The organism is Sciscionella marina DSM 45152 (genome assembly GCF_000379465.1).
Classification (GTDB): Bacteria; Actinomycetota; Actinomycetes; order Mycobacteriales; family Pseudonocardiaceae; genus Sciscionella; species Sciscionella marina.
On the sequence record NZ_KB905380.1, the window covers coordinates 547,673 to 561,087 of the forward strand.

Consider the following 13,415-nt stretch of genomic DNA (forward strand, 5'->3'; position numbering starts at 1 on the left):
CGCAGCAATTCCCGCCGCAGGCGCCGCCGAATCAGCCGTATCCGCCGCAGAATCCGGGTCCGCGATGATCGACGCGGATCGTGCCGGGCGGACCGTGCTCGTCACCGGCGGCGCGGCGGGCCTCGGGGCCGCGATCTCGCGTGCCTTCTCCGCCCAGGGCACGCGCCTCGCGGTGCACCATTTCGGCGCGGAATCCCGCCCTCCCGAGGGAAGCTTGTGGGAGCACCGCAGCCGGGCCGAAGCGCAGGTCACCGCATTGGCCGGAGAACTGGGCGCGGTCACGTTCGCCGCCGATCTCACCGCCGCCGAGGCGCCGCGGCTGCTTCCCGACGCGGTCACCGAACGGCTCGGCCCGGTGGACGTGCTGGTGAACAACGCCGCGCACTGCGAACAACCGGACAGCATCGAGACCCTCGGCCTCGACGGTCTCGCCAGGCACTACGCGGTGAACACCTTCGCACCCGCCCTACTCACCTCCACCGACGCCGCCCGCGCCTTCCCCGGACAGACCGGTTACGGTACCTCGAAAGCCGCGCTCGAAGGGTTCACCAGGTCGGCGGCGCTGGACCTCGGCCCCAGTGGGATCCGGGTCAACGCGGTCGCCCCCGGTCCGGTGCAGACCGGTTGGCTCGACGGGGAGATGCTCGAACACGCGCGCTCGATCGTGCCGCTCGGCCGGGTCGGTGAACCCGAGGACATCGCCGATGCCGTGGTGTTGCTCGCCTCGCGGCAGGCGCGCTGGATCACCGGTCAGGTGCTGCAGGTGGCAGGCGGGCACGCACTCCAGGCGATGTCCACAGTGGACGGATTCATCTGCGATAAAGCTCGACCGTGCAGGGGATCTCGTCCTCGGTGTACCGGGTGGACTCGGCCAGCGTGAAGGCCGAGAGATCCGGTTCCCAGACCGTGTCCCCTTCCGGGCTGGCGTGCACCCTGGTCAGGTGCACCAGATCGGCGAACGGCAGCGCCGCCCGGTACACGGTCGCGCCGCCGATCACGAACGCCCGGCCGGGCCCGGCAGCGGCCACTGCCTGATCGAGCGAGGAAAACCATTCCACCCGCGGATCCCCGGAACCCATGGACAGCACCAGGTTGCGGCGACCGGGAAGCGGGCGCCCGATCGACTCGAAAGTCCTGCGCCCCATGATGATCGGATGCCCGAGGGTGAACCGTTTGAACCGCGCGAGATCCCCGGGAAGTTTCCAGGGCATGCCGCCGCGGTCGCCGAGCACTCCGTTCTCGGCGACCGCGGCGACCAGTCCGATCTCAGTCAACGGCGCTCATCACGTGCTTGATGCGGGTGTAGTCGTCGAAGCCGTAGCCGGAGAGGTCCTTGCCGTAACCGGAGTGCTTGAACCCACCGTGCGGCATCTCGGCGGCGAGCGGGATGTGGCAGTTGATCCACACGCACCCGAAGTCGAGGTCCCGCGAGGCGCGCATCGCGGTGCCGTGGTCGCTGGTCCACACCGAGGAGGCCAGCCCGTACTGCACATCGTTGGCCATCCGGAACGCCTCGGCCTCGTCGGTGAACGACTGCACGGTGATCACCGGGCCGAACACCTCGTTCTGCACGATCTCGTCGCCCTGGCGCAGCCCGGAGACCACGGTCGGCTCGAAGAAGAATCCCTTGTCCCCGAACCGTTTCCCGCCCGCGTTGACGACCGCGTGCCCCGGCAGCCGGTCGATGAAGCCCTGCACCTTCTCCAGCTGGGCCGCCGAGTTGAGCGGGCCGTAGAGCACGTCCTGCTCATCGGGCTTGCCCGTCTTGGTCGCCTTCGCCACCTCGGTCAGCGCGCGCACGAAGTCCTCCTGCGCGCCCTCCTGCACGAGCACCCTGGTCGCGGCCGTACAGTCCTGGCCGGCGTTGAAGTAGCCCGCCTCGGCGATCTGCTCGGCCGCGGACTTCAGGTCGGCGTTGTCGAACACGATCACCGGTGCCTTGCCGCCGAGTTCCAGGTGCACCCGCTTCAGGTCGACGGCAGCGGAACCGGCGACCTCCATACCCGCGCGCACCGAACCGGTCACCGAGACGATGCTCGGGGTCTCGTGCTCGATGAGCAGCCGTCCGGTGTCCCGGTCGCCGCAGACCACGTTGAACACCCCGGGCGGGAGGAATTCGGCGAGCACCTCGGCGGTGAGCACGGTCGAAGCGGGGGTGGTGTCCGAGGGCTTGAGCACCACGGTGTTGCCCGCGGCGATCGCCGGGGCCCACTTCCACATCGCCATGACCATCGGATAGTTCCACGGCGTGACCTGTGCGGCGACCCCGATCGGCTCACGGCGGACGAAGGAGGTGAGACCCTCCATGTACTCGCCCGCCGACTTGCCCTCCAGATTGCGGGCCGCACCGGCGAAGAACCGGGTGTGGTCGATCAGCTGGAACATCTCTTCGGACTCGACCAGGGCCAGCGGCTTCCCGGTGTTCGCCGACTCCAGCTTGACGAACTCGTCCTTGCGGGCCTCGAACGCGTCGGCGATCTTGTTCAGCGCGAGCTGACGTTCCCGCGGCGTGGTGCGCGACCAGGTCTTGAAGGCCTCGGCCGCGGCGGCGAAGGCGGCGTCCACATCCTCGGCTCCGGAAAGGGCCGCGGTACCGAGGACTTCGCCGGTCACCGGATCGATCAGCTCGCTCGTCTTGCCCGAGACCGCGTCCCGGTGCTCGCCCGCGATGAAGTTCCGGACGGTGATACTACCCATTCCGATCCACTCTCCCGCTCTTGTTACGAATTCAGCCAGGATCGTAGCGATATACTACGAAATTGTCACGCATTCACTGCTTGTAGCTCCTCGCGCACCGCCGCGGCGAACGTATCGATGTCCGCCTCGGTGGTGTCGAAGGTGGTCACCCAGCGCACCTCCCCGGTCTCCTCGTCCCAGGTGTAGAAGCGGAACCGTTTCTGCAGCCGCGCGGTCACATCCTTGGGCAGGATCGCGAACACCTCGTTGGCCTGGGGTTCACGGGTCAGCCGCAGCCCGGGCACATCACGCACCGTCCCGGCGAGCCGCGCGGCCATGGCGTTCGCATGGGTGGCGCTGCGCAGCCAGAGATCACCGGAGAGCAGGGCGTCGAACTGCGCCGAGACGAATCGCATCTTGCTCGCCAGCTGCATCGACATCTTCCGCAGGTACGGCAAGCCGCGCGCGGCCTCGTGGTTGAGCACCACGACCGCCTCACCGAACATCATCCCGTTCTTGGTGCCGCCGAAGGAAAGCACATCCACCCCGGCCTCGGTGGTGAACTCGGCGAAGGGCACCCCGAGGTGCGCGGCCGCGTTCGACAACCGCGCCCCATCCATGTGCACGACCATCCCGCGAGCGTGCGCGTGCTCGCACAGCGCGGCCACTTCGGCCGGGGTGTAGCAGGTGCCGAGTTCGGTGGACTGGGTGATGGACACGACCCTCGGCTGCGCCCGGTGTTCGTCGTCGAAGCCGTACGCCTCGGTGTCCACCAGCTCCGGGGTCAACTTCCCGTCCGGAGTGGACACCGTGAGCAGCTTCAGCCCGCCCATCCGCTCCGGGGCACCGCACTCGTCCACGTGGATGTGCGCGGTCTCGGTGCAGATCACCGACTGCCAGCGCTCGGTGAGCGACTGCAGGCCGACCACATTGGCCCCGGTCCCGTTGAATACCGGGAACGCCTCGGCGCCCGGGCCGAAGTGCGACTGGAACACCTGCTGCACGGCCTCGGTGTAGTCGTCCTCCCCGTAGGCGATCTGGTGCCCGCCGTTCGCGGTCGCCAGGGCGGCCATGATCTCCGGGTGCACGCCCGAGTAGTTGTCGCTGGCGAACCCGCGGTATTCCGGATCATGCTTGCGGGACAGTGCCGATGCTTCGTTCACGGCGTCAGCCAAAGTCGTTCTCCGTTCAGTTCCGTCGCCGGTTTGTCCCACAGGCTAACGATGACCTTCGCGACATCCGCGACATCGGTCATGCTGGCGAATTTCGCTTCCGGTTTCGCGGCCCGCATCTCGTCGGTGACCAGACCGTTCACCACGAGGATCGTGGCCGCGGCGGTCTCGCTGGCCCGCCACCCGTGCGCAACCGCGAGCATCCAGGCCTCGGAGGCCGCCTTCGCCGCGGCATAGTGCGCACCCTTCGAACTCGGCGAGCTCGCCGCCTTCGCCGAGACGATCACCACGCGGCCCGCCTCGCTGTCCGTGAGCGCCGCATGGAAGGCACGCGTGGTGCGCTGCAGGGTGCGCACCAGGCGCTGCTCGAGGAAGTCCCAGTCCGCCAGGTCCTCCTCGACGAAGCTCTTCCCGCCGCGCCACCCGCCGACGAGGTGCACCAGGCCGTCGATGTGCCCATGCCGGGAGCGCAGCTCGCCCGCCCAGGCCTCGGTCGCGGCCTCGTCGAGCAGATCCACCGCGTGGGTCTCGATCGTGCCGCCCTCGGCGCGAATATCGTCGGCGAGCGGATGCAGCGAGGACTCCAGGACATCGCAGGCGATGACCGTGGCCCCCGCCGCGGCGAGCGCACGGCAGGCCGGCGGACCGGCCGCCCCGCCCGCCCCGGTGACGACGATGACCTTGTTCTGCACACTCATGCCGTAATCCCCGCTGTCGATGCCACCACGGTCTTCAACTTCCTGCGCAATGCTTCGTAGAAGGTGTTGAGCGGGAACTCGTCCGGCAACACCTCGTCCACCATCTTGCGCGGTGGCCCGTCGGTCGGCAACGCCTCGATGCCCTTCGCCCACACCGAGGCCGGGTGCGCGGCGACATAACCGGACATCAGCTCGTGCGCGGCCATCCAGTGCGCCATCCGGGAACGGTCGATCCCGTCCGAGTAGAGCTGTTCGACCTCCTCGCACAGGCCGAGCACCCCGGAGGGCAGCGCGGTCCAGTCCACCCGCAGCGTGTTGTCGGTCCAGGCGAGCACCCCGGCCTTGCGCAGGTAGGCGAACAGCAGCTGACCGCCGAGTCCGTCATAGTTCTTCACTCGGTCCCCGGTGATCGGGAACCGGAAGAGCCGGTCGAACAGGATCGCGTACTGCACGAGCTTGCCGTACGGATTCCCGGACCGCTCCAGTTCGATCGCCTCACGGAAGGCGTTCAGGTCGCAGCGCAGTTCCTCGATCGCGTACATCCAGTACGGCATCCGCTGCTTGATCATGAACGGATCGAAAGGCAGATCGCCGTGAGAATGCGTGCGGTCGTGGATGAGATCCCAGAGCACGTAGGTGTTCTGGGCCAGCCGCTGATCCGAGAGCAGGCGGGCGGCGTCCGGCGGCAGGGCCAGCCGCAGGGTCTGCGCCGCGGCCGAGCCGACCGTACGGAACCGCGCGGCCTCCCGGTCGCAGAAGATCCCGCCCCAGGTGAATTTCGGTACCTCGCGCACGGCGACGGTCTCCGGGAAGAGCACGGCGGAATTCGTGTCGTACCCCTCGGTGAAATCCACGAAGGTGATGGGCACGAACATCGGATTGTCGTAGCGGGCCGATTCGAGTCCGGCGAGCCAATCCGGCCAGAACGTCCGCAGCACGACCGCTTCGACGTTCCGGTCCGGGTTCCCGTTCTGGGTGTACATCGGGAAAACGACCAGATGCTCGCGCCCGTCGATCCGCTGGGTCTCCGGGCGGAACAGCACGAGCGAATCGAGAAAGTCCGGCACCCCGAACCCATTGTCGGCCCACTTGCCGAAGTCCGCGACGACCGCCTCGAGGTAGTCCTTGTCATACGGGAACCGCGGCGCGAGCGCCAGAATCTGCTCGCTGATCACGCGCACCAGTTCGGCGGCGCCGTCCACGGCGCTCTCGATCGAACCGTCGCCGGACTGCAGCCCGCGCAGCCGGGACACCGCGTCCTTGAGCGTGTTCCAGGCCGGCTCGGACACGATCGACTCGGCCGTGCCCTGTTCCGCTTCGCGGCGCGCTCCCCCGGCCGCCCAGGTGACCACATTGGACCAGAGCCGCTCATGGTCGAAATCGCCGATCGAGTCGTCACCGAACAGGTCCGAGTCCGCGAAGGCGATCACCCGGCCCTGATCCACCCGGTCCACGGCGGCCAGCGGAGCACCGGCCGGATCCGCGCTCGCGTGCGTGCGCAGCACCGGGCGGCCGGTGGACTCCGGCTGGACGCGCAGCGCCCCCGCGCGGTAGAAGCATGTCTGCCCGACCCCGGCGAGCAGATCCTCGGCGTCGTGTTCGGGTACCGGCTCGGCGAGCACCCAGGCGGCCACATCCCGGAAGTTGTGCCCGACGTCGAGGGTGTTGCGGTTCTCGATGAGGATGCCGAACCGCAGCAGGAGTTCGTTGAGATTGTTGCCGTACTTGCCCTGTTCGGATTCACCGAGCACGACCAGCCCGCCGCCGCGCCGGACGAACCGCTCGATCGCGTCCAGTTCGGCCTCGGTGAGCACCGGGGAACCGGAGCCCGTCGTCCGTTCCCAGTCGGACTCGGAGGGATGGGCGAGCACCAGCACGTCGACCCGCTCCAGGGCTTCCCGGTCCAGGCTCGTGTCTACATTGGCCACCACGGTGTGCCCGTGCGCGCGCAGCACGGCCGCCGCCTTCACATAGCCCGAGTCATCGGGGTGCGAGGGGTTCATCTTCGCCGCGAGTTCCGGGCGGATCGTCCACGCTTCGCTGTGCGATTCGTCGAACAGCACTGTCGGGAACAACCCCTCGTCCTGCGCGCCCCGCTGCCCCCGGCCGGTGACCGGTGCGGTGTCCACGAACATGCGCCACACTCCTCAGGTATCCGTAATACTTCTTGTACATGTTTACCATCGGCGTAAATATCGCGTCAACATGACCGTCCTGACACACAATTTTCCTGTGTGGAGGCTGTGACACTGGAGATCCGGAGCCCACGAGCGGCGAACCCGGTGAAACGTGCAACACTCATCGGACGAGACGGCCGGGTGAATAATGAGCGCGAGGGCCCGTGGTATCGCTCACGGAGAATTCCCGCAATTAACCGGACATCCCCCTGGTCACACCGGTGCGCCCGGTTAGTTAGCGGTGAATCCGCGCGCTCCGGTATTGACGTACCACTATTGGCCTGCCGTTAAGATGAAGGCGGGGTGATTCGAAACTTTACCGCCGATACCGCAGCGGCCCGACACCCGAGAATGGTGGGCAGGGTGTGCCTGCCATAATGCGCTATAGTCGGAGCCAACTCCACGACAATACCGTGTAAGCGGCTACCGCGACGCACATCGATCAGCAGGAGAAGAGGAGCAGTGGCACAGAAAGTTCTTGTCCAGCTCGTCGACGATCTCGACGGCACGAGCGCCACGGACATCGAGACCGTCACGTTCGCCCTCGACGGCGTGAACTACGAAATCGACCTCGGCCCGAAGAACGCGCGCAAACTCCGCGAGAATCTTGCCGACTTCGTTTCCGAGGCGCGTCGTGTCGGCGGGCGAATGAAGCGTGGCACGGCGGCCAAGACCGCGGCCGCGAAGGCTCCTGCCGCACCCGCGAACCGGGAGCAGACCAAGGCCATCCGCGAATGGGCCCGCAGCCAAGGACACAACCTCTCGACCCGTGGCCGTATTCCGGCACACATCGTCGAGGAATTCGAGGCCGCGCACCAGCCCAAGCAGACCAAGAAGGGCGGCCGCGGCGGCCGGAAGAAGGCGGCCACCCCGTCGTTCTCCGGCTGAGTCGAATTTCGCGGTCTTCATAAATGTGGGCCCCGCCAACGTCGTTGGCGGGGCCCACGTTTATGTGCGGTCAGTGTGAACCAGAGGTCGCCACCCCCGGTTCCTCCCCGACCGCGCTCAGCGGGGTCGCCACTTCCTCGAGCGGTTTGCGTTCGGCGGCCACGCCGAAGACGATCGCCACGATTCCCCCGATCGCCATGATCACGCCGCCACCGACATAACCCCAGAACAGTTTCGTCGGGTCCGGGTGCTCCTTATCGATGAGCAGACCGTAGATCAGCGGTGCGACGGCACCGAAAATCTGCGCGATCGAGAAGAAGATGGCAATTGCCTGACCGCGCACCTCGAGCGGGAAAACCTCGCTCACCGTCAGATACGCCGAGCTGGCCCCCGCGGTCGCGATGAAGAACACGACGCACCAGCAGATCACCAGGGTCGTCGCGGTGAGCAGATCGAATTCGAACAACAGTCCGGTCAGCGCGAGCAGCGCGCCCGAGCTGAGATAACTGGCCGAGATCAGTTGCTTACGGCCGACGATATCGAACAGCGGACCGAGCACGAGGGCGCCGATGAAGTTGGCCGCGGCGAACGGGATCGAGTACAACGGCACCACTTTCTCATCGATCGAGAAGAAGGTGGTCAACACGATTCCCTGGGTGAAGAAGATCGCGTTGTACAGGAAAGACTGGGTGATCATCAGGCTGGCACCGAGGATCGACCGTTTCGGATACTTGACGAACAGCACCCGCAGCATCGTGAGATAGCCGTGCCCGGTACTCGGTTTGATGAGCAGTGATGTGCTCTCGTCGACCGCGGGCAGTCGGCGTCCTTTCGCCTCGACCTCGCGCTCGATGTATGCGATCGAGGCCTCCGCCTCGGCCTGTTTGCCGTGCATCACCTGCCAGCGCGGGCTCTCCGGCAGATTCCGGCGGACGATGAGGATCACGAGACCGAGAATCGGGCCGAGGATGAACGCCGAACGCCAGCCCCAAGATCCGGTGAAGCTGTGCAATACGGTGAAGGTGAGCAGTCCGCCGATCATGGCGCCGAACCAGTAGGAGCCGTTCACCGCGATATCCACGCGACCGCGATAACGCGCCGGGATCAATTCGTCGATGGCCGCATTGATCGCGGTGTATTCGCCACCGATTCCGAGCCCGGCGATAAACCGCGTCACGTACATGAAGCCGATCGCCCAGGCACCCTGGCCCATGGTCAGCGCGGAAAGGCCGGTGCCGATCAGATAGACGGCGAGGGTGACCATGAAAAGCCTGCGCCGGCCGATCCGGTCGGCCAGTCTGCCAAACCCGAGCGCACCGACAACCTGGCCGATCAGGTACACCGTGGCGATCGCCGATACCGAGGCGGAACTGACCCCGAGGCCGTCCTTGCCCGCGAGGCTGGGAATAACGTTCTCGACAATGCTGATTTCCAGCCCGTCGAGCACCCAGGCCACGCCGAGCGCGAGCACCATCCTGGTGTGGAACGGTGACCAGGGTAATCGGTCGATCCGCGCCGGAATGAGACTTCTGATCGCATTCCCCTGCTCGCCCGGGGAATCGGACTTCTCTGTCGTGCTCACAGCGCCTCCCGGCAGTCCCAGTTGAGTTGGTGCCGGACATAGTGACACACGCCGCATTCGGAATGCATTCAGGCTCGGCGAATGAGTGAGACGAAAACGCCGCATCCTGGAGCGGTTCCGGGATGCGGCGTTCGCGGGGCGATCGTGCCCGAAAAATGCGACCGGCTAATGCTCGGCGGACCGAGCCGACTGCCTTTCGTGCCACGGCAGTACGGATTCGACAAGCTTGCACACGGCGAGTACCAAATCATCGGAATGCCGCGGGCCGACGATCTGCAATCCGACCGGAAGACCGGCCGAGGTGAATCCGACGGGCACGGTCGCTGCGGGCTGCTGGGTCATGTTGAACGGGTAACCGAATTGCGACCAATTCGGCCACCGTGCATAGCCACCGCCCGGTGGCACCTCGGTCCCCGCCTCGAACGGCGGGATCGCCACGGTCGGGGTGAACAGGATGTCGTAGCGCTCGTGGAAGGTGCCCATCGTGCTGCCGAGCCACACACGCCGCTCATCGGCCTCGAGGAAACGCAAGGCGCTCAACGACTTGCCCCGTTCCCAGGCCGCGCGCAGCCCCTCGTCGAGCCGGCCGGTGCGCTCGGCGGGCAGTGCCTCGAGCCATTTCGCCAGGCCCGCGTCCAGCAGCACCTCGTAGTCCTCGATCGGATCCGTGATGTCCGGGTTGTCGTACTCGATCAGCAGCCCGGCATTGCCGACCGCGTTCACCGCGGCGGCGACGAGCTCGGCGATCTCCGGATCGACGTCGACATAACCGAGGTCCGGCGAGAACGCGGCCACGATCCCGCGCACATCCCGGCGCACCGCCTCGCGATAGGACCCCGGCGGGGAGGGCATCGCGCTGGGATCGCGCGCGTCCGGAAGAGAGAGCACATCCAGGATGAGCGCGAGGTCGTCCACCGACCGGGCCATCGGTCCGGCGTGCGCGAGCTGGCCGAACGGGCTCTCCGGGAACAGCGGGATCTGCCCGAAGGTCGGTTTGAGCGCGGGGATCCCGCAGAACGCCGCCGGGATCCGCGCCGATCCCCCGCTGTCGGTACCGAGCGAGATCGGCCCCATCCCCGAGGCGACCGCGGCCGCGCTGCCACCCGAGGAACCGCCCGCGGTCAGCGCCGGGTTCCACGGGTTCGTGGTCACCCCGCCGCGCGGCGAGTCGGTGACGCCCTTCCAGGCCAGTTCCGAGGTCGAGGTCTTGCCGAGTAGCACCGCGCCGTTCTCCCGCAACCGGGCGGTCGGCGGTGAATCCTCGTCCCAGGGACCGTCCTCGGCGACGGTGTAGGAGCCGCGCAGGGTCGGCCAGCCTTCGGTGAGGAACACATCCTTGACCGAGGCCGGAACCCCGTCGAGCAGACCGGTCACGTGCCCGGATCGCCAGCGTGCCTCGGATTCGGCGGCCTGTGCCATCGCCTGTGCGCCGTCGACGAGGCAGTAGGCGTTGAGCGTGCCGTTCGCCTCCTCGATCCGCTCGAGCGCGGCCGCGGTGACCTCGACCGGGGAGAGTTCCCCGGCCGCGAACGCGGCGAGCATTTCGGTCGCGGTCCGTGGAATCTGGCGCTGCGGCAAAGCCTGCCCCTCCTTGTCCGTGACGTTATTCAGGGTCCGGGAACGTACCCGAGACTCTTGTTGACGATATTGCGCAGTTCCGCTCCGGCGGTCCAGCGTTCGAAGTTGTCGACGAACAGTTCCGCGAGCGCATCCTCCCATCCGATGAAGTCACCGGACATATGGGGTGAGATGAGCACATTCGGCATCGTCCACAGCGGAGAGTCACCCGGCAGCGGTTCGGTGGCGAACACATCCAGTGCCGCACCGGCGATTTCCCCCGCACCGAGCGCTCCGGCCAGCTCGGGCTCGACGACCAGTTCCCCGCGCCCGACATTGATGAATCGCGCGGTCGGTTTCATCGCGGCGAACGCGCGCGCGCCGAACATGCCCCGCGTGCGCTCGGTCAGCGGCGCGAGGGCGACCACGTAGTCCGCGTCCGCGAGCCGCTCCGACAATTCCTCGTCGCTGTACACCACGCCGAAATCCGGATCACTGTCCCGCGCGGTCCTGCCGATCCCGGAAACGCGCATGCCCGCGGCGCGCAGCAACTGCGCGGTGGCCCTGCCGATCGGCCCGGTTCCCGCGATGAGCACGGTCCGCCCGGTGATGCGTTCGGTTTCCCGGTGCCGCCATTCCCCGGAACTCTGCAACCGGAAATTGCCCGGGAAATCCTTCGCGAATGCGAGAATCGTGCCGAGTACGAATTCGGCGATCGAGGACTCGAAAATGCCCCGCGAATTCGTCACCGTGACATCGGATTCGACGAGTTCCGGGAACATCAATTTGTCGACGCCGGCGGCCGCGATATGAATCCAGCGCAGATCCGGACCGCCCTCGAGCGCTGCCCAGGCCTGCCGGGTCGCATCAGAGAGAAAGTCCCACAGGAAAAGGGCATCCGCCCCCTCGAGCGCCTCGGCCAGCCCGGCCGCGTCGGTGTACCGTACCTCGGCGCGCGGCTCGACCCGGTCCAGATGGGAGGGACGGCCTTTTTCGCAGAGCACGACCAGTTTCGGTGGATGATGATCTGGGGAAACCCGCACATTGACACGCTATGAGTTGATCGTATGATTGTCAACAATCCGCGGGTTCACCACCCAGGGGAGCAACCGACCATCGATACGAACCTGGAGGTGAGCGAATGGACCTGACCGTGTGCGAGCAATTCGACGGCTTCGAGGGCCCGCTCGCGCAGCGCGGCATCGGTATCGTCGCACCGTACGATCTCGCACTCGACCGCGAACTCTGGCGCTTTGTGCCCGCCGAGGTCTCGCTGCACTTTGCCCGCACACCCTATGAGTCCGGCCAGATGGACATGGACATGGCGCAGGCGTTGCGCAATCCCACCCATCTCCGGGCCGCCACCCGTGACCTGCTGCACATCGAACCCGAGATCATCAGCTACCTGTGCACCTCATCCACCTTCGTCAACGGTGTCGCGGGTGAACGCGAGTCCTGCGCGGTCATGCGCGAGGCGGGCGCCCCGGACGCGCTGACCACATCGGGCGCGCTCGCCGAGGCCGTCTCGGAACTGAACCTCACCAAGATCGCCGTGGTGACCCCCTACTACGCCGATGTCACCGCGAAGCTGCACGACTATCTCGGCGAGCTCGGGGTGGAGACCGTGGCCAGCGAACACCTCGGCCTCGGCGGCGGGATCTGGCGGGTCAACTACCGCACCGTCGCCGAGCACATGCTCCGGGTGGACCGTCCCGACGCCGAGGCGATCTTCGTCAGCTGCACGAACCTGCCGACCTACGACGTGATCGAGCCGCTCGAGCAGACTCTCGGCAAACCCGTGCTCACCGCGAACCAGCTCACCATGTGGGCCACCCTGCGCCGGATGCACCTGCCGACCGTCGGCCCGGGCGGCTGGCTGTCCGAACTGGCTTACCCGAACTCCCAGACCTCGACTCCCGCGGCAAGCTGAGAAAGGACGATTCGAGTGACCGTCGTTGGATTCATCTACCCCGATCACGCCGCCGAGGACGACTACCCCTCGGCGGAGGCACTGCTCGACGACGTGCGGCTGCAGGTGGTGCACACCTACGGGACCGATCTGCACGCCATTCCCGAACTACTCGATCTCGGCAGCCCGGACAAGCTGGCCGGGGGCGCGGAGCAGCTGGCCGGACACCATCCGGACGCGGTGGTCTGGGCCTGCACCTCGGGCAGTTTCGTGTTCGGTACCGAAGGAGCGCGCCAGCAGGTCGAGACGCTGCGCGCGACCACCGGGGTGCCGACGACGAGCACCTCTTTCGCGTTCACCAGCGCGGCCAAGGCGCTCGGGCTGCGCAAGGTCTCGGTCGCGGCGAGCTACCCCGCGGATGTGGCCGACCGGTTCCGCCGGTTCCTCGCCGATGACGGCATCGAGATCGTCGGCTTCGCCAGCGCCGGGATCGACACCGCCGCCGAGGTCGGACAGCTCAGCGATGAGCAGGTGATCGAACTCGTGCTCGCCAACGACCACCCCGATGCCGACGCGGTGCTCATCCCGGACACCGCGATGCGCACAGTGCTGCTCGTCGACGAACTGGAACGGCGCCTCGGCAAGCCGGTACTCACCGCCAACCAGGTGACCATCTGGGAAGGCCTGCGGCTGGCCGGGCACACGAAACCGGCCGAGGGACTCGGCAAGCTCTTCCGTGACGGGGCGCTGGTGTAA

The 13,415-nt window shown here is 66.9% G+C and carries 11 protein-coding genes and 1 pseudogene; 4 read left to right on the plus strand and 8 right to left on the minus strand.

Going from position 1 to position 13,415, the window contains the following annotated elements; all coding sequences use genetic code 11:
• Positions 1-64 precede the first annotated feature (64 nt).
• Complete coding sequence (locus A37U_RS0102565; protein ID WP_020495040.1) at positions 65-880, plus strand: SDR family NAD(P)-dependent oxidoreductase; 816 nt, start codon at positions 65-67, stop codon at positions 878-880.
• On the opposite strand, the gene A37U_RS0102570 is transcribed toward A37U_RS0102565, so the two are convergent.
• The 5 genes from A37U_RS0102570 to A37U_RS0102590 all read right to left on the minus strand — a co-directional run bounded on the left by A37U_RS0102570 (position 810) and on the right by A37U_RS0102590 (position 6,681).
• Positions 810-1,274: a dihydrofolate reductase gene (locus tag A37U_RS0102570; RefSeq protein ID WP_020495041.1), complete on the minus strand. Its 465-nt coding sequence runs from the start codon at positions 1,272-1,274 to the stop codon at positions 810-812. The two genes, A37U_RS0102565 and A37U_RS0102570, sit on opposite strands and share 71 nt — an antisense overlap.
• Positions 1,267-2,697 (minus strand): gamma-aminobutyraldehyde dehydrogenase, encoded by a 1,431-nt coding sequence (locus A37U_RS0102575; RefSeq protein ID WP_020495042.1) that lies wholly within the window; start codon positions 2,695-2,697, stop codon positions 1,267-1,269. Before A37U_RS0102575 ends, A37U_RS0102570 begins: the two co-directional genes overlap by 8 nt.
• A 65-nt stretch (positions 2,698-2,762) precedes the next feature.
• Entirely contained in the window at positions 2,763-3,839 is a 1,077-nt protein-coding gene (locus A37U_RS0102580) for a threonine aldolase family protein (RefSeq protein ID WP_020495043.1), read from the minus strand.
• On the minus strand, positions 3,836-4,546 hold the full coding sequence (locus A37U_RS0102585) for an SDR family NAD(P)-dependent oxidoreductase (RefSeq protein WP_020495044.1): 711 nt from the start codon (positions 4,544-4,546) through the stop codon (positions 3,836-3,838). Before A37U_RS0102585 ends, A37U_RS0102580 begins: the two co-directional genes overlap by 4 nt.
• Positions 4,543-6,681 (minus strand): DUF6421 family protein, encoded by a 2,139-nt coding sequence (locus tag A37U_RS0102590; protein ID WP_020495045.1) that lies wholly within the window; start codon positions 6,679-6,681, stop codon positions 4,543-4,545. The genes A37U_RS0102585 and A37U_RS0102590 overlap by 4 nt, the downstream gene beginning before the upstream one ends.
• Positions 6,682-7,185: 504 nt before the next feature.
• On the opposite strand from A37U_RS0102590, the pseudogene A37U_RS0102595 reads away from it, so the two are divergent.
• Positions 7,186-7,527, plus strand: a pseudogene (locus A37U_RS0102595) (histone-like nucleoid-structuring protein Lsr2); the annotation flags it as partial.
• Between the two features lie 154 nt (positions 7,528-7,681).
• Here the strand turns inward: A37U_RS0102595 and A37U_RS0102600 are convergent.
• The 3 genes from A37U_RS0102600 to A37U_RS0102610 all read right to left on the minus strand — a co-directional run bounded on the left by A37U_RS0102600 (position 7,682) and on the right by A37U_RS0102610 (position 11,793).
• Positions 7,682-9,193 (minus strand): MFS transporter, encoded by a 1,512-nt coding sequence (locus A37U_RS0102600; protein WP_051111534.1) that lies wholly within the window; start codon positions 9,191-9,193, stop codon positions 7,682-7,684.
• A 165-nt stretch (positions 9,194-9,358) separates the two neighbouring features.
• A complete protein-coding gene (locus A37U_RS0102605) occupies positions 9,359-10,771 on the minus strand; it encodes an amidase (RefSeq protein WP_020495048.1) in 1,413 nt (470 codons plus the stop codon).
• 29 nt (positions 10,772-10,800) lie between these two features.
• On the minus strand, positions 10,801-11,793 hold the full coding sequence (locus A37U_RS0102610) for a D-2-hydroxyacid dehydrogenase (protein ID WP_040586437.1): 993 nt from the start codon (positions 11,791-11,793) through the stop codon (positions 10,801-10,803).
• Positions 11,794-11,891: 98 nt separating this feature from the next.
• Between A37U_RS0102610 and A37U_RS0102615 the strand changes: the two genes are divergently transcribed.
• A complete protein-coding gene (locus tag A37U_RS0102615) occupies positions 11,892-12,680 on the plus strand; it encodes a maleate cis-trans isomerase family protein (protein WP_020495050.1) in 789 nt (262 codons plus the stop codon).
• A 15-nt stretch (positions 12,681-12,695) separates the two neighbouring features.
• Entirely contained in the window at positions 12,696-13,415 is a 720-nt protein-coding gene (locus A37U_RS0102620; RefSeq protein WP_020495051.1) for a maleate cis-trans isomerase family protein, read from the plus strand.